Origin of the sequence: Anabaena sp. FACHB-83 (genome assembly GCF_014697485.1) — a bacterium.
Classification (GTDB): Bacteria; Cyanobacteriota; Cyanobacteriia; order Cyanobacteriales; family Nostocaceae; genus Nostoc_B.
In genome coordinates, this window is record NZ_JACJRY010000004.1 from 141,469 (window position 1) to 157,669 (window position 16,201).

15 protein-coding genes and 1 tRNA gene are annotated in these 16,201 nt (G+C 42.4%); 13 read left to right on the plus strand and 3 right to left on the minus strand.

The window, feature by feature from the left end; all coding sequences use genetic code 11:
• Positions 1-341: 341 nt before the first annotated feature.
• Positions 342-1,247, plus strand: coding sequence for an LD-carboxypeptidase (locus H6G79_RS06560; RefSeq protein WP_190590508.1), 906 nt, complete (start codon positions 342-344; stop codon positions 1,245-1,247).
• A 42-nt stretch (positions 1,248-1,289) separates the two neighbouring features.
• Here the strand turns inward: H6G79_RS06560 and H6G79_RS06565 are convergent.
• A tRNA-Ala gene (locus H6G79_RS06565) sits at positions 1,290-1,362 on the minus strand.
• A 47-nt stretch (positions 1,363-1,409) separates the two neighbouring features.
• Between H6G79_RS06565 and H6G79_RS06570 the strand changes: the two genes are divergently transcribed.
• The 12 genes from H6G79_RS06570 to H6G79_RS06625 all read left to right on the plus strand — a co-directional run bounded on the left by H6G79_RS06570 (position 1,410) and on the right by H6G79_RS06625 (position 10,774).
• The gene (locus tag H6G79_RS06570; RefSeq protein ID WP_190590507.1) at positions 1,410-2,318 is read left to right on the plus strand and encodes a rhodanese-related sulfurtransferase; all 909 of its coding nucleotides are present in this window, start codon (positions 1,410-1,412) and stop codon (positions 2,316-2,318) included.
• A gap of 319 nt (positions 2,319-2,637) precedes the next feature.
• Positions 2,638-2,829: a hypothetical protein gene (locus tag H6G79_RS06575; RefSeq protein WP_062293044.1), complete on the plus strand. Its 192-nt coding sequence runs from the start codon at positions 2,638-2,640 to the stop codon at positions 2,827-2,829.
• 749 nt (positions 2,830-3,578) lie between these two features.
• Positions 3,579-3,890, plus strand: a complete 312-nt coding sequence (locus H6G79_RS06580; protein WP_242048216.1) for a pentapeptide MXKDX repeat protein — start codon at positions 3,579-3,581, stop codon at positions 3,888-3,890.
• 338 nt (positions 3,891-4,228) lie between these two features.
• A complete protein-coding gene (locus H6G79_RS06585) occupies positions 4,229-4,849 on the plus strand; it encodes a thioredoxin family protein (protein ID WP_190590506.1) in 621 nt (206 codons plus the stop codon).
• Between the two features lie 6 nt (positions 4,850-4,855).
• Positions 4,856-5,545, plus strand: coding sequence for a cytochrome c biogenesis CcdA family protein (locus H6G79_RS06590; protein WP_190590505.1), 690 nt, complete (start codon positions 4,856-4,858; stop codon positions 5,543-5,545).
• Between the two features lie 201 nt (positions 5,546-5,746).
• Positions 5,747-6,235: a DM13 domain-containing protein gene (locus H6G79_RS06595; protein WP_190590504.1), complete on the plus strand. Its 489-nt coding sequence runs from the start codon at positions 5,747-5,749 to the stop codon at positions 6,233-6,235.
• Positions 6,236-6,444: 209 nt separating this feature from the next.
• Positions 6,445-7,053 carry a cytochrome b/b6 domain-containing protein gene (locus H6G79_RS06600; RefSeq protein ID WP_190590503.1) on the plus strand — a complete coding sequence of 203 codons (609 nt, stop codon included), beginning with the start codon at positions 6,445-6,447 and terminating at the stop codon, positions 7,051-7,053.
• 10 nt (positions 7,054-7,063) lie between these two features.
• Positions 7,064-7,786, plus strand: coding sequence for a molybdopterin-dependent oxidoreductase (locus tag H6G79_RS06605; protein WP_190590502.1), 723 nt, complete (start codon positions 7,064-7,066; stop codon positions 7,784-7,786).
• A 41-nt stretch (positions 7,787-7,827) separates the two neighbouring features.
• Positions 7,828-8,640 carry a DUF928 domain-containing protein gene (locus tag H6G79_RS06610; protein ID WP_190590501.1) on the plus strand — a complete coding sequence of 271 codons (813 nt, stop codon included), beginning with the start codon at positions 7,828-7,830 and terminating at the stop codon, positions 8,638-8,640.
• Positions 8,641-8,671: 31 nt separating this feature from the next.
• A complete protein-coding gene (locus tag H6G79_RS06615; protein ID WP_190590500.1) occupies positions 8,672-9,574 on the plus strand; it encodes a DUF928 domain-containing protein in 903 nt (300 codons plus the stop codon).
• Positions 9,575-9,598: 24 nt separating this feature from the next.
• The gene (locus tag H6G79_RS06620) at positions 9,599-10,357 is read left to right on the plus strand and encodes a DUF928 domain-containing protein (protein ID WP_190590499.1); all 759 of its coding nucleotides are present in this window, start codon (positions 9,599-9,601) and stop codon (positions 10,355-10,357) included.
• 186 nt (positions 10,358-10,543) lie between these two features.
• On the plus strand, positions 10,544-10,774 hold the full coding sequence (locus tag H6G79_RS06625) for a hypothetical protein (RefSeq protein ID WP_190590498.1): 231 nt from the start codon (positions 10,544-10,546) through the stop codon (positions 10,772-10,774).
• 209 nt (positions 10,775-10,983) lie between these two features.
• Here H6G79_RS06625 and H6G79_RS06630 read toward each other — a convergent pair whose 3' ends face one another.
• Entirely contained in the window at positions 10,984-14,115 is a 3,132-nt protein-coding gene (locus tag H6G79_RS06630; RefSeq protein ID WP_190590497.1) for an efflux RND transporter permease subunit, read from the minus strand.
• Positions 14,116-14,424: 309 nt separating this feature from the next.
• A complete protein-coding gene (locus tag H6G79_RS06635; protein ID WP_190590496.1) occupies positions 14,425-15,990 on the minus strand; it encodes an efflux RND transporter periplasmic adaptor subunit in 1,566 nt (521 codons plus the stop codon).
• Positions 15,991-16,201 lie beyond the last annotated feature (211 nt).

A 16,201-nucleotide genomic window follows, 5' to 3' on the forward strand; every position in this document is an offset into this window, starting at 1 on the left:
TCCCAAATTCCGATAATAAATTAAGATTTAAAATTCTGTTAATTTACCTAGTTTTACAGGGCGATCGCTCTGACAGACAAAATCAATCTGAATTTATCATTTCTCTCATGACTCTGTTTTTGTCGTGAAATGCTATGGGACTCATATTTGATTTATGAAAAAAATCAGTACACTCAGATCAGGCTTCTTTCCTACTCCCGACTCCCCATTCCCTATTCCCTACCTACACAAATAAATTCAGAAATCAAACCGGATTCCTATATGAGTGTACATTGTCAAGACTAAAGTATATAGTTGGAGTCTTGTGAATTATTGAATTATCACTACTGAAAAATCTATTGATGAAATCAGCAATTGTACCTGCACCCTTAAAACCTGGAGACTTATTGCGTGTAATTGCGCCAAGTGGTGCTTTGCGAGAATTTGATGCTTTTAATCAGAGTATAGAAATTTGGCGATCGCACGGTTATCGTGTGGAAATTAGTCCGAATATTGAGCAAAGTTGGGGCTATCTCGCCGATAAAGATGAAATCCGCCGTCATCAACTAGCCGCAGCTTGGTGTGATCCTGATTGTCGTGGGATTCTCTGCGCTAGAGGTGGTTTTGGTAGCACCCGTATTTTAGAAAGTTGGGATTGGCAGAGTCACTCAACAACGCCAAAATGGTTAATTGGATTTTCGGATATTACGGCTTTGTTGTGGAGCTTGTTTAATGTCGGAATTTCTAGCGTTCATGCGCCTGTATTGACCACATTTGCTAATGAACCAGATTGGTCAAGAGAACGACTATTAAATTGGGTAGCCAGAAAACAGATAAACTCACTTAAAGGCCGTGGTTGGGGTGGTGGTGTGGTATCGGGAATTTTGCTTCCGGGTAATTTGACAGTTGCAACTCATCTTTTAGGTACACCACTGCAACCTGATTTTACAGATGTGATTTTGGCTTTTGAAGATGTCACCGAAGCACCATATCGGATTGACCGGATGCTAACCCAGTGGCGATTGAGTGGAGTTTTATCTAAAGTGCGGGGAATAGTTCTAGGCGGCTTCACTCGCTGCGAACCTCCCGCCAATGTCCCTAGCTTTAGTGTGGAAGAAGTATTGCGCGATCGCTTGGGCGATTTAGGCATTCCCATTATCTCAGATTTACCCTTTGGTCACGGCGAAGAAAATGCCGCTTTACCAGTGGGTGTAGAAGTCATATTAGATGGCGATCAAGGAATATTGGATGTTGTAGGGAGTAGATAGTAGGTATTCAAAACCCTACACCCTCACACCGATGATTAAAAATGGAGGTTAGCGGACTCGAACCGCTGACATCCTGCTTGCAAAGCAGGCGCTCTACCAACTGAGCTAAACCCCCGTACAATTAAAAATATTGTACCTGAAGATTGTTCCATTTCCAAAGGGATGAACCAAGAAAATACCCAAATTGTTGCAGCATTTTATAAATTTGTCAGTTTGCCTGACTTTGCCGAGAAACAAGAACCCTTACTGTCTTTCTGTTCAGCACAAGGTATTAAAGGGACAATTTTGTTAGCAGCAGAAGGTATCAACGGCACAATTGCGGGTTCGCGTCAAGGAATTGATGCTGTTTTTGCCTATCTAGGTAGCGATCGCCGTTTAGCAGATTTAGAATACAAAGAATCTTACGCTCAAAACCCACCTTTTGAACGAATGAAGGTGCGTTTAAAGTCGGAAATTGTAACTTTAGGTTTGCCAGAAGTTGACCCCAATCAACAAGTAGGTATTTACGTCACTCCAGCCGAATGGAATGAATTAATTTCTGACCCAGAAGTAACAGTAATTGATACGCGCAACGATTATGAAGTCAGAATTGGAACTTTTCAAGGCGCGGAGAACCCCCACACAAAATCTTTTCGAGAGTTCCCAGAATATGTCCAGCATCACCTCGACCCAAATCAACACAAAAAAGTAGCTTTGTTTTGTACGGGGGGGATTCGCTGCGAAAAAGCTTCGTCTTTTATGCTGGCTCAAGGATTTAGCGAAGTTTATCACCTCAAAGGCGGCATTTTAAAATACTTAGAAGAAATTCCCGCCACCGAAAGCTTATGGGAAGGCGAATGCTTTGTCTTTGATGAGCGGGTAGCTGTGAGTCATGGTTTAGAAATTGGTAGCCATGAATTGTGCTTTTGTTGTGGACATCCAATTTCTGACAAAGATAAAGCCTCGCCTCAGTATGAAGAGGGTATTTCTTGTCCCTACTGTTTTGAGCAACTCACGGAAGAAAAACGAGTCCGTCAACAAGAAAAATGGCGACAGTATCAACTTCTGCAAGCTAAGGATGATGTTTGTTGAAGTCGGGTGTAAGAGTTTAGGGGTGTAAGGGTTGTGGATATCTACACCCTGTTTACTGAGCGCAGTCGAAGCAGAGGTTATTTATTCTTGAAACACCTGAGCATACTAAGTTTCTACTCAGAACTCAGCACTCAGCACTCAGCACTCAGCACTCACCCATCCATCAGAGGTATATCTTGCCTATACCCCGTGTAATTTTTAATTCATCCCATTGCCGCATGACGAGATAGTGCAATTCCAAGTATTATCACTACCAAATTTGGTAGATGATTACTTATATCAAAGCTGTTTCAAAAATTTTTGCTTCGGAGTTGTAAAAATGTACGACAAAAGCGACATAGAGATAATGATTGAGAATATGAGTTTATCTGGTGTGCTTAGTATACTTTCGCAGGTCTGTTACGAGAAAGCCGAACATTTGAGAACTAATTGGCAAGACGTAGAAACAGCGAGAACATGGGAGAAAGTTGGTAGAGCCGTTGGTAAAATCAAAATCAAAACCGATTTATAAATTCCCTTAACCCCAAAAATCGGGTTTTTGTTGGTAGCTGTGACGATACTATGAGTGCAGTAGTTCCCAAAAACCCGATTGAAGGAAGATTGCTGATACCAAGTTGCAATCAAAGATAGTAATTTGGGCTGGGAGTAGGGAGTAGGGAGTAGGGAGTAGGGAGTAGGGAGTAGGGAGTAGGGAGTAGGAGTACTATTTCTGAACGCAACTTAGTATGAGTACTGAAAAACTAACGCCGTGTGCGACTTTCTCTCAAACCTAACCCCCAACCCCTTCCCTACCAGGGAAGGGGAACAAGATTCAAAGCCTCTCTCCGTTTCGGGGAGAGGTTTGGAGAGGGGTTTCAAGAATAAGTCGCACATCGCGTAAACTAAGTTTTTAGGACAGGGTGTAGAGAAGGGTAAAAATGCTTTGCTGTGAGCATCAGTCGAACGGTGTAGTATTCAAAACCCTTAAACCCCTTCACCCTTGCACCCTTACGCCCATTCTCAACAGCCAAAACTTGGAGCGTAAATCATACAATATATCTGGAAGTCTTGACTTTTTGCGTAATCCCCGACGATATTAGTGTACTAATCAATAGACAATTCTCAATCAAAAGATGAAGTCAGATAGTTAAGTAAAATTAATTTTTGCAAAGTAATTAAAAAAAAAAGTTAATTTGTTATCAAAATCTGGCTCCATCCGTATGATTATACAGGATGATCCTTGTCTATTTATTTAGTAAGACTTTTAAGGGGTTCCAAAAGATGATGAAGTTAAAATTTGTTGGTGTGATTGCGAGTCTTGCATTGGTTGGTAGCTTAGTTGCTTGCTCTGGCGCTAGTGATACAGGTGGTTCAAGTTCACCTACGGCTTCTCCTGCTTCTAATACTGGTGGCGACGCTATGAAGAACGAAGGCGGCGCTATGAAGAAAGATGGTGACGCTATGAAGAAAGACGGCGACGCTATGAAGAAAGACGGCGACGCTATGAAGAAAGATGGCGACGCTATGAAGAAAGATGGCGACGCTATGAAGAAAGAAGATGGGGCTAAACCAGCACCAACCAGCACACCCTAATGTTTGCGTCGGTGAGGATACATTGACTAAAACAACAGTTTTTACATCTTTAAATTAAGAAGTTTGTATCCTGAAGCCACTTGTGCATACAAGCATTGCTGAAAAACTTTTTGTAACCGTTCTGGAAAATCGTTGATGTAAAGTAGGTGATTTTTTATACGTTGAATTTTAAAGTTGGAAAACTTTGTCAACACAGGTAAAAATTACCAAAGCAATTAATCTATTTATGGGTGCGTAGATAACGCACCCTTTTCTCCGAAAAGTTGTTTCGGTATCTCCGTAATTATCCGAGACCAAAAAGTATTCAACTATATCTTCATAACTACAAGGATTGCTTTATGGATAGACATTTCATCAAGCGTCGCCGACTGCTTACCTATCTGGGGTTAGGAGCGATAGGAGCAGGTGGAGTGGCGATCGCATCTGGATGTTCTGAGAAAAGCGTTATTTCTACACCTAAAACCGTTGCTCCGTCTGCTAACTCTAGTACTCCAGCGCAAAATACTACCGCCGCCTTACCTCCTGATGCAAAACTGCTCCCAGAATTCCAAGGCATTTCTCAGTGGCTCAATTCCTCACCCTTAACAACTGCTGACCTTAAAGGTAGTGTGGTGTTAGTGCAGTTTTGGACATTTGCTTGCATTAACTGTCAGCGTACCCTGCCTTACGTGACCCGTTGGCATCAAGAATATGCCGATAAAGGCTTGAAAATCGTCGGTGTCCACACACCAGAGTTTGCTTATGAAAAAGTGGTCAACAACGTCAAACAAGCTTTGAAAAAGCACAAAATTAACTATGCAGTGCCAATAGACAACGAATTTCAAACTTGGAATGCTTATAAAAACGAATACTGGCCGCATTTGTTTTTAGCAGACCGCCAAGGGGTAATTCGTTACGACCACATCGGTGAAGGTGCTTATTCCGATACAGAACAAATGATCCGTCAGCTTTTAGGATAGGTTGAGATGGCAATCACTTCCCTATCGGCCGGGTTAGCAGTTTTGGCGGGGGCGTTAACGGTACTGTCACCTTGTGTTTTACCGGTTTTGCCCGTGTTAGTGGGGCGATCGCTTTCTACCCACCGTTATGGGCCTGTAGCCTTAGTAGCGGGTTTAGTGGCTGGATTTGCCACAGCCGGGAGTTTGCTAGGAATTGCCAGCAGTTGGTTAGCTGGGTTGGCTAATACTCTGCGCTATGTGGGGATATTTATTTTATTGTTCATGGGTGTGTTAGCAATCTTTCCCAAGTGGAGTTATTTGCTGCTGAGTTATTTGCAATTAGGCAGAATTAAAAGAAACACAGGGGTAGGATTAGCCGGAGAGTTTTGGTTAGGCACTCAGCTTGGTTTATTGTGGACTCCTTGTGCTGGGCCTGTATTGGGGAGCATTTTAATTTTGGCAGCCAGCAAGCATGAAGTTTTTGGGACATTTGCACTTTTATTGGCGTTTGGTGTGGGGGCTGCGTTACCGTTATTAGCGATCGCTTATGCTGGACGTTATGCCAGCAAATCTTTGCTAGGGTTGCGATCGCGCAGTGAAATGTTACATAGAGTGGGTGGTGTTTTAGTAGCCGCATCTGCGATCGCTATTCTCTTGGGTTGGGATGTACAGATTCAACTGTGGTTAGCTCCCATGTTTCCCCGCCTACCACTGTAAATTCTCTAACAAGCAAATAAAATTTTCGAGGCAGTTTATAAAAACTTGCTAAATTTTCAGGGTTTACAGCTACTTTCAGTGTAGTTAATAGTAACTTCATGGTAAGTTGCAATCATGACTACATGAAAAAATACAAAAAATTGAGCGCAGTACTTACAAACTGCGCTCATGTTTCGATGAAAATTGGGAGGCTTTGGCGCGATGCACCGGCAATTACTAATTTTGAGTTTGGCAACTGTAGCGATTATGGGTTGTACAACACAAGTACAGACAAAACCGACCGAAAATTCTACAATTCCAGGTGTAAAAAGCGTTCAAACCACAGAAACCACAACTTCCACAACTGCAACCCCAAATACAGTTGTCAAATCCGGTAACTTTGTCAAAGGAGAACATATTACTCAAGGTAATGCCCGCATCATTACCGAAAATGGTAAAACCTTTTTAGAATTTGATCAAAACTTCAAAACCGATAGCGGCCCAGACTTGTTAGTTATTTTACATCGCCAACAGCAACCCAAAATTTACGGCATCACTGAAAAAGAGTACGTCAGTTTGGGGCGTTTACAAAAAACCTCTGGTAGTCAACGCTATGACATCTCCGAGAATATCAAGGTTGCAGATTTTGCTAGTGCAGTAATTTGGTGTCGGACTTTTAACGCCACCTTTGGTTATGCTGCCTTCAATTAATCATCTGACAACAAATTAATCCTTGAGTCATCAATATTCATTGGGAATAGATAAATAGTTTTGTAATCATTTTATTACTAATCTCAATAACGCATAAAGTTGCGAAATAAACCTGATATAAGTATTAGTGAGTAATTTTTCAACAATCAAAATAAGGCAGTAGAACACCTGAAACATTTTAGATTTGAATACAAAAATTAGGATTTTCTATGGCTGCTTCAAAAGCTGGTAAACGTAGCAAACCTCCGGCGGGGCCGAAACAAGAGTTGGCGGCTAAAATCTTTCATGGTCTCAACATCATCAGTTTAATCTTGATGATTGGCAGTGGCTTGCAAATTTACAATGCTAACCCTGTGTTTGGAGGTAGGGGCGGATGGACATTTCCCCGCACATTCTTACTGGGGGGATGGTTAGGCGGGGGACGCAATTGGCACTTTGCAGCGATGTGGTTGTTTGCGCTGAACTTATTAGTCTATGGCGTTTACATATTTTCAACAAAGCGGTGGGAAAAGCGGTTTGTTTCCCAAGGTGACTTACAGGTTTTACAAAAAGGGCAGAATCCCAAACGGAAAAACTATGCTTGGCATCGGTTAATTTATACCGGGATTGTACCAGTATTAATTCTGGCGATCGCCTCCGGTGTGGCAATGTATAAACCAGCCCAACTGCATTGGTTATCTGGATTATTTGGCAGTTGGCAAACCTTAAGAGTAATTCACTTTATTACCGTACCCATAGTTATTATCTTTGTCATTGGTCATTTTCTGCTATCCCAAAAAGTTGGGGGCTATCGTCTGATTAAATCAATGTTTACTTAAAAGAGGTGGTATGGAAGAATTTAAAGCACCGCGCCATCTATTGACGCGCCGCCGCTTGTTGCAACTATCGGGAGTTTCCAGTATGGGTTTACTCCTCAGTAGTTGTGGTACAAGTTTACTCTCCGAACCAGTGGGTAAATTAACAGAACCACTGAACCTGAAAGTTGGGGAATTATTACTCAAACCCCAAACACCAGTTCCAGAATTTCCCATTAGTGCGATCGAACCAAACGCACTGTTAATCAATAGCTTTAATGGTACGCCTCAAATTGACACCGACAAATTTCGCCTAATTATTGATGGTGAAGTTAATCAGCGACTGCAATTGAGTATGGCAGATATTCAAAAACTGCCCTTTAACTCAATGGTAATTCGTCATATATGCGTCGAAGGCTGGGCGGCGATCGTTCAGTGGGGTGGTGTGCGCTTGAGTGATTTAATCAAATTAGCCCAACCAAAATCTCAAGTACGTTACGCCTACTTTGAATCTGCTGATACCTACTACGAAAGCTGGGATATAGCCTCCACACTACACCCTCAAACCTTGTTGGCTTACCAAAAAAATGGTCAATCTTTATCACCAGAAAACGGTGCGCCCTTACGTCTAGCCTCTCCCATCAAACTGGGTTACAAACAATCTAAATGGGTAAATCGCGTCACATTAACTAGTACTCTCAGCAGCAGAAAAGGATATTGGATTGACGAAGGTTATGAGTGGTTTGGGGGAATATAGTTGAATTTATGCAAAATCCGCAATAGTAGGAGTATATTTTGATGCCTGTTACCATGTTGCAAAAAATCTGGCTCATATTTCTTACAGCAACTTTTGGGTTAACTGTTCTCTCTCCTACTCATATTGCAATAGCCCAGCCAAAAAAAGAAACTTTGCCAAATAATCTGGGACAGCCTAAAAGAACAGTCCAGTCTGCTGCTCGTGTGAGATTAAATCTACCACCATCTTTAGGCAAGCCAAATCGCCGAGTCCCAGCAGCCACCAGAGGAGGAAGTTGCATCGCTAACAACCCAAAACTCACCGCCTTAATTCCTAAGTACGATACAGCATTAACAACTATCGGCAATCCCACGTTATATTTCTTTATTCCGCAAAATACTGCTGCTTATCTAGAATTAGTGATTCAAAACGAAAATGACAATGAGCAACCAGTTTACCAGCAGAAATATCAAACCAATACTAAATCTGGAATAGTAGGAATTAATTTACCACCAAATACTTTAGCCCTGAACCAAAAGTATATATGGAATTTCTCGGTGATCTGTAATCCCGAAAATCCGGCTTTAAGCAAAGTTGTCCAAGGTACTATCCAACGTTTTGAAAACCCTTTGCTAATGAAAAAACTAGCACAAGCTACTTTGCAAGAGCGTGTGCAACTCTATGCAGAAGCTGGAATTTGGCACGACGCTCTTGATACTTTAGCAAGATTGAGATCCTCAAGGCCAAATGATTTTAAAGTCAAAGCGGATTGGGAAGCATTATTAACAGCACCAGGAGTAGAGTTTGATCAACAACTAGTACAGAAACCTTTAATTCCTGCAAAAGAAACTCCAAAACTGTTGTTAAATAATTGAGAAATATTTCCCCATAGCAGAAATTAAACAGATGATCTCCCTCAAACTACAAAAAATCGGGACAACAATCTTAGCCACTACAGTTGGTATGACAGGCATTTTGTCAGTAAATACCGTACTAGCAAGCGAAAAAATTATCTTTGTTCCTCCGGTTGGTAGTCCACGGAGATTGATCCCAGCAGGAACCAGGGCCTATGAACCCCTAGATGAAGGGAATGCAGGAAATATAGATATTCAAACACAGCCAGCACCAATAGTAGCACCTCCTGGTCGTGTTAGAGGTAATCCTAATGGTATCGAAAGGAGAATTCCGCCAGCGCAGAACACTAACCCAGTACCAGTTACAGACCAGTGTTTACAAGGTAAAATACCTTTTACAGCTTTAATTCCTGAATCCCAACTAGGATTAACCACAGTTTCCAATCCAAGCTTGTTTTTTTACGTTCCCCAAACTTCTGCACCAGAGTTAGAGTTAGTTGTTCAAAATGAAACTGAGCAAGAGGTTTACACACAGAAATATAAACCAAATAACAGAGCTGGCATAATTAGCATAAGGTTGCCTATTAATTCGTTAGCAGTTAACAAACAATACAAATGGACATTTTCTGTAATATGTAATCCTACAGATAAATCTCAAAATAAGGTTGTAGCTGGTGTAGTGCAACGTGTCCTACCAGACTTGCAACTAGTCAAAAAATTACAACAAGCAAACCGACAAGAACGTGCAGTTTTGTATGCAGCCGCAGGTATTTGGCATGATGCCCTGGCAACTGTGGCACAAAGACGTTACTTGTTTCCTAAAAATCCCGAAATAGCATCTGATTGGCAAGAATTGTTAACGACACCAGGTATCCGCTTAAATCCACAAATCGTCCAGCAGCCTTTAATTTCTCCACCAGCAGCATTACAGCCTAACAACAAGTACAAATTTTAAGCTCTAACCCAGAAGTACATAACTATGAACAACCTTTTATCACGAAAATTGTTGTCTACCACAATCTCTGCAATTGTCGGATTAGCAATTGTCAGTTCTTTAGTACCCGTACAAGCAGAAGTGAAGATTAATTTACCAGACTTAGGTAAAGGCCCTGGTAGAAGAGTTCCAGGGGGTTCACGCGGGGTAAATTGTGTTGCGAAGAATCAGAATTTGACTGCTATTGTGCCGATTTCAAATATTGGACTCACCACTGTAGCTAACCCTACCTTATATTTTTATATCCCGGAAAATAAAGCACCGGAAGTAGAATTAGTAGTTCAAGATGACAATGAGCAAGAGGTACACAAACAAAAGTACAAACCCAATGGTAATGCAGGTGTAGTTGGTGTGAGCCTCCCAGATAATACCCTTGCTAAAGGTCAAAAATATCGATGGAATTTTTCAATTATTTGCAATACTCAAGACCGTTCTTCGGATAAGTTGGTTCAAGGAACTATCCAACGGGTTGATAATCCACAATTGATGAATAAAGTAGACAACGCTTCTTTGCCAGAACGTTTAAAACTTTATGCTGATGCTGGCATTTGGCAAGATGCTCTTAATACTTTGGCACAGTTACGCTACTCTAGCCCTCAAGATTCGGCACTCAAAGCTGACTGGGTAAGTTTATTAACAACAGAGGGCGTAAAATTAGATACTGAAGTAGCTGAAGCACCATTAGTTCCAGAAACAAATCTACTCCAACCAATCAATCACACCTCGGAAGTGACTACACCTTAATTCCAAGACTGAAACTTCATCATCAAACTAACTGTAGGGTGCATCAGCAGCGATGATTCCGAAGAAATCAAGGAATTTTCCAAATCTGATGCACCCTAAAAATTGATAATGTGCATACTCAGACAATCTTCTCCCTATTAACAATTGTGGCGGTATTGCCAGCATTGTTTATCAGAGGAGAATATCATGACAACACAATTCTACTCTCAGTTAATTGCCTCCTCTCTGGCATCTGGATTAATTGCCTTTGGTTACTCTTTGCCTGGCTTCTATACCGCCACAACTCTCACTAATCTGACTGCCACATCTGAGATCAATCACGCATCATTAAATCGGATGTCTGCGTCTCACATACAATCAGATTTAATGGTAGATGGTGGTTTGCCTGAACGACTAGTTATTGCTGGTAGTCGTTAATCAGACTAGGGAAATTGGTATCAGAACTTATGCAGAAAGATTGTCTGTTAAGAATGGTTGTAATACAATTTCACTTTATAAAGTGATATAGATATAAAAGTAGCGCCTCGACTTCGCTCGGCGAACAAAAAAAGAGGCGCAGAGAAAGTGATTTTTATCAGTAATTTTGTGAATTGGTGTAAGGGTTGTGAACACCTACACCCCTAGATTTAGATTGTTTCTTCGTGACGTGGTTTAATTAATCGTTCTGTTAGTGACTTAATCACAATGTATAAGATAGGAACAACAAACAAACTTAAGAATGTCGCAATTAACATTCCACCAAACACGGCTGTTCCTAAAGATTGACGGCTACCTGCACCAGCACCGGTGGCTACAGCCAAGGGAAAAATCCCTAAAAGTGTGGAAAAAGCTGTCATCAAAATTGGACGCAACCGTTCTTGAGAAGCTTCTATGACGGCTTTGGTAATTGATAGCCCTTGTTCTCGCAATTGGTTGGCAAATTCCACAATCAAAATTGCATTTTTACTTGCCAAACCAATCAACATTACTAAACCAATTTGACAATATACATCGTTAGGAAAACCCCGCATTGATTGGGCTAACAGTGCGCCAAAGATTGCTAAAGGCACTGACAGCATAATAATTAAAGGGTCGATGTAGTTTTCATATTGAGCCGCTAATACTAGGAATACAAAGACCAATCCTAAACCAAAAATCACAGGAGCTAAACCGCCAGAAGCGAGTTCTTCTAGAGATGTACCTGACCACTCATAGCCATAACCAGGGGGTAAAACTTGTTTTGCTACCTGTTCCATTTTTTGGATAGCATCTCCAGAACTAAAGCCTGGTGCGGCGGCACCGTTGATTTCAATGGAGCGGAATAAATTATAGTGGTTAATGGTTTGCGCTCCGGTGGTGGGAGTAATTGTTACTAAATTACTCAAAGGAATCATTTCGTTTCGGCGGGAACGAACGTAGAGTTTACCGATATCTTGGGGGTTAGAACGAAACTGTTCATCAGCTTGGACATATACCCGATAGTTGCGCTGCTGGAGGTTGAAGTCGTTGACATATTGCGACCCCAAGGCAGTTTGTAAGGTAGTAAAGATATCATCTACATTCACTTGCAGGGAGTTGGCTTTGTTTCGTTCTACTTCTACAAGTAGCTGGGGTGTGTTAGCAGCAAAGGTGGTGAATACACGTTGCAGTCCGGGGGTTTGATTGGCACGACCAAGCAATTGACCCATTGATTGCACTAGGTTATCTAAGCCGCCGTTACCTCTGCGGTCTTGGAGTTGAAAAGTAAAACCGCCAAAGTTCCCTAAGCCTTGAATGGCTGGGGGGTTGACAGCAAAGACTCTGGCTTCGGGAATGGCGAAAAACTTGCCTTGTAGTTTACCGATGAGGGCTTGGACTGTCTGATCTGGTCGTTCACGTTCACTCCAAGGTTTGAGGGTAGTAAAGATAATACCACTGTTGGCAGTACTTCCACTGAAACCAAAACCACCAACTGCAAAAGTTCCCACGACTTCGGGAAGTTGTAGGATTTCCTGTTCAACTTTGGACATGACATCGCTGGTGTATTGCAGCGATACTCCTTGTGGCCCTTGAAGAATTGTGATGAAGTAACCTTGGTCTTCGTCGGGGAGGAAGGCTGTCGGGACGCTGGTATACAACCAAGCAGTCATCCCCAAAGAAACGATAAATAGACCGATAATCACACTTTTAATGCGTGTGAGAAAACCAAGCGATCGCTGATATCCTTGTCTTACCCACTCCAAAAATCTGTTAATCTGGTTAAAAATCCAGCCCAGCCAACCTGGAGGTGTTTGTCCTTGGCGCAGTAGCAAAGCACACAATGAAGGTGTGAGTGTCAAAGCCAAAAAAGTGGAAATGGCAATGGAGAAAGCGATAGTTAAGGCAAATTGCCGATATAATGCCCCTGTGGTTCCTGGAAAAAACGCCACTGGAACAAACACCGCCATCAACACCAAGGAAGTCGCAATTACAGCCCCAAATAATTCTGCCATTGATTCACTAGCGGCGCGGCGGGGATTGATGCCTTTATCTTGAATAAATCGGCTAATTTGCTCCACTACAACGATCGCATCATCTACCACCATCCCTGATGCCAGTGTCAAACCAAACAAGGTCAAACTATTAATCGAAAAGTTAAATACTTTAACGAAAGCAAACGTCCCCACTAAGGCTAAGGGAATCGTCAGTGCTGGAATCAATGTGGTTCGCCAGTCTTGCAAAAACAAGAAAATTACAATCACAACCAACACTACAGCTTCAATCAGAGTCTTCACAACTTCGGCTAAGGACTCTTCCACAAACAAAGTTGTGTCAAAAGCTACCTGATATTTCATACCTGGTGGAAAACTCGGAGCCAATTCCGCCATTGCCGCTTTCACACCCTTGGCGACATCTAAGGCATTACTTCCAGGAACTTGATAGATACCCAAGCCGACAGCATCCTTAGCGCGAAATCGCAAAAATGTGTTGTAATTTTCTGCACCTAATTCTGCCCGACCAACATCTTTGAGTTTGACTAAAGTCCCATCATCTTCGGTTTTAATCACAATTTCTTCAAATTCGGCGGGTTCTGTGAGTCGGCTGGCAGCACGCACATCAATTTGATACTGTTGTCCCTGGGGTGCAGGTTCTTGACCAATTCTGCCTGCACCAATTTGCAAGTTTTGTTGCGCTAATGCTGTGGTGACATCTTCTGTGGTTAATCCCCGTGTCGCTAACCGATTGGGATCTAACCACAGGCGCATCGCATAACGGCGTTCACCAAAAATTCTGACATCTCCCACGCCTTTGACTCGCTTGAGTGCATCCGCTATGTACAAGTCAGCATAGTTGCTCAAAAAAGTGTTGTCATACTCTTTATTTTCGGTATATAAACCAATTGCCAGGAGAATATTGTTAGATTGCTTACTGACCCTAACTCCCGTACGCTGCACAACATCTGGCAATTGTGCCTCAGCAATGGAAACACGATTCTGCACATCAACAGCAGCTAAGTCTTTATCTCGTGAAGCATCGAAAGTAATTGTAATATTGCTTGTACCGTCGTTGCTGCTGCTGGAGGTCATATATTTTAGACCTTCAACACCATTAATTTGTCTTTCTAAGAGATTAGTAATACCGCTTTCGACAACTTCGGCACTGGCTCCACTGTAGTTGGCTGTAACGTTAATTTGTGTAGGACTAATATCGGGAAATCGCGCAATGGGCAGTGTGGGAATACTAATTAATCCCACCAGCAGGATAATGATTGCACAGACCGTAGCAAAGACTGGTCGCTTGATGAAAAAATCAACAAACATAGGTATTAGGGAGTAGGGAGTGGGGAGTGGGGAGTTGACAGGTTTAGGTTTTTACGTTCTGTCCCAAAAACATTGATTTAGGGTGTAGGGGTGTAAGGGGGATAGAACTCTAATTAAATCTTGATTTTTAGAGTCGCTACTCATCACTCTGTTAAAAACCTACACTTTTTAGAGAGTAGGGAGTAGGAATACTGATAGGTGTAGGTTTGTTATCCAAGGGTTAGTCAGAACTTTCTTAAACGCAGTTATCAGCTTTTCTTCCTTATCTCCTAGCAAGCATGATTCTAAAAAAACTACACTCATAAAAAATTAGGGAGTAGGAGCGATGGGTGCGCCGTTGGTTAAGTTGAGGATGCCAGAAACTACAATTTTGTCTCCGGCTTGGAGTCCTTCTAGGACTTGGTAATTACTACCTTCAATAGCTCCTAATTTGACTGGTTTTTGCAAAGCTACTAAAGATGGCGCTCCGGGTTTGGGATTTTCTGGTGCTTGCGCCACAAATACAAATGCTTCTCCACCAAGGCGGGATACTGCTGTGACAGGCACTAAAATTCCGGGACGTTCAGCCCAAATGATTTTTGTTTGGACTAACTGACGGTTCAATAGTAGTCTGTTGCCATTTCTAAAGGTGGCTTTGGCTAAAACTGTTTGCGAAGTAGAATTGGCGTTGGGTGAAATAAAACTAATGTTACCTGTAGCGGTGGCTTGTCCTTGAGCATCAAGCATCTGCACTGGTAAACCGACGCGCACTCGCTGGGCTTGGGTGAGGGGAACCGCGATGTTTAATTCTAAGGAGTCATTTCTGGTGAGGGTGGTGAGGCTATCGGCTTTGCTGACAAATTCGCCGACTCTTACCGGGATATCGCCTAACAGTCCAGTAAAGGGAGCGCGGACGTTGGTGTATTGCAATTGTACTTCGGCGGCTTTGACTTGAGCTGCGGCTTGGGTAACTTGCGATCGCGCTTGGGCTATTTCTTCTTGACGAGGGCCGTTTTCTAGTTGTCTTAAGTTTTGTCTTTGCTGCTCAACAGCTGCTTCTAATTCACTAATATCTGAACGTCTACCTTTGCTGAGTTGCTCTAGGCGTTTTTGTGCTACTACTAAGGCGGCGACGGCGCTGCGTTGTTCTTTCAAATAGCCTTCCATCTGATCTTCGGAAATTGCGCCTTGTTTTTGCAGGTTGCTGTAGCGTTCGGCGCGGGATTTTGCTAGTGCTAAGTCAGATTTAGCAGATTCTATTTGAGCTTCGGCTTGGGCCATTTCTTCGGGACTGGAGCCTGTTTGAGCATCTCGTAAACGTGCTTGGGCTTGTGATAGCTGCGCTCTGGCTTGGGCAATTTCTTCTGAGCGTGTGCCTGCTTTCAGTTCTGCCAGACGTGCTTGGGCTTGTTCAAGAGAGGCTTTGGCTTGAAGTAACTGCGCTTGAGCATCATCACTTTGCAAGCGAATCACTACTTGTCCTTGAGAAACGCGATCGCCTTCTTGAAATACAATCTGGGTGATGCGTCCGTCAATTTCTGGCTTGAGTGTAACTGAGCGTGGTGCATCCAAAGTCCCAACTAATTCTGACGTTTCCTGAATTTTTGCATCTTCAACCGTGGCTAATTTCACAGGAACTCCCATCGGTTGACCAGCAGCAGCCCCAGCAGGTGCATTATTCCCTTGACTAGTTTGCCACCAACGCCAACCAACACCAAGACCTGTAATTAACAGCACCACACCTAAAATTACAGGCCAAGGCCGCTTTTTATTAGCTATGGAGATCAGTTTTGGTTCAGATGGAGAATCTGTTGGTTGAGCCTGATGAGAGTCCGTAGTAACAGGCTGTTCTATTTCAAGCGGAAACTGTGAATCAGGTAACTCAGATTGGGACATGGTTTTTCATGCAAGTACTTGCTTGCATTATATCTGGAGGAGACCAAAATGTGTATAAACTAAGTCAGGCAAGGGCGATCGCGGCAATATCAGCTTTCGTAGTTTTAGCCCCTAAATTTGTGAGTGTAATAATAAGTTTTAATTATTTATAATTTCAGTAAAAACCTTATTTATAGGTAAAATGTAGATAAATAGAAACTATTGTTCGCCG

Bases quoted from the DNA above. Each gene is read 5' to 3' on its own strand.
- H6G79_RS06560 (WP_190590508.1), top strand. From the start codon at position 342: ATGAAATCAGCAATTGTACCTGCACCCTTAAAACCTGGAGACTTATTG.
- H6G79_RS06570 (WP_190590507.1), top strand. From the start codon at position 1,410: ATGAACCAAGAAAATACCCAAATTGTTGCAGCATTTTATAAATTTGTC.
- H6G79_RS06575 (WP_062293044.1), top strand. From the start codon at position 2,638: ATGTACGACAAAAGCGACATAGAGATAATGATTGAGAATATGAGTTTA.
- H6G79_RS06580 (WP_242048216.1), top strand. From the start codon at position 3,579: ATGATGAAGTTAAAATTTGTTGGTGTGATTGCGAGTCTTGCATTGGTT.
- H6G79_RS06585 (WP_190590506.1), top strand. From the start codon at position 4,229: ATGGATAGACATTTCATCAAGCGTCGCCGACTGCTTACCTATCTGGGG.
- H6G79_RS06590 (WP_190590505.1), top strand. From the start codon at position 4,856: ATGGCAATCACTTCCCTATCGGCCGGGTTAGCAGTTTTGGCGGGGGCG.
- H6G79_RS06595 (WP_190590504.1), top strand. From the start codon at position 5,747: ATGCACCGGCAATTACTAATTTTGAGTTTGGCAACTGTAGCGATTATG.
- H6G79_RS06600 (WP_190590503.1), top strand. From the start codon at position 6,445: ATGGCTGCTTCAAAAGCTGGTAAACGTAGCAAACCTCCGGCGGGGCCG.
- H6G79_RS06605 (WP_190590502.1), top strand. From the start codon at position 7,064: ATGGAAGAATTTAAAGCACCGCGCCATCTATTGACGCGCCGCCGCTTG.
- H6G79_RS06610 (WP_190590501.1), top strand. From the start codon at position 7,828: ATGCCTGTTACCATGTTGCAAAAAATCTGGCTCATATTTCTTACAGCA.
- H6G79_RS06615 (WP_190590500.1), top strand. From the start codon at position 8,672: ATGATCTCCCTCAAACTACAAAAAATCGGGACAACAATCTTAGCCACT.
- H6G79_RS06620 (WP_190590499.1), top strand. From the start codon at position 9,599: ATGAACAACCTTTTATCACGAAAATTGTTGTCTACCACAATCTCTGCA.
- H6G79_RS06625 (WP_190590498.1), top strand. From the start codon at position 10,544: ATGACAACACAATTCTACTCTCAGTTAATTGCCTCCTCTCTGGCATCT.
- H6G79_RS06630 (WP_190590497.1), bottom strand. From the start codon at position 14,115: ATGTTTGTTGATTTTTTCATCAAGCGACCAGTCTTTGCTACGGTCTGT.
- H6G79_RS06635 (WP_190590496.1), bottom strand. From the start codon at position 15,990: ATGTCCCAATCTGAGTTACCTGATTCACAGTTTCCGCTTGAAATAGAA.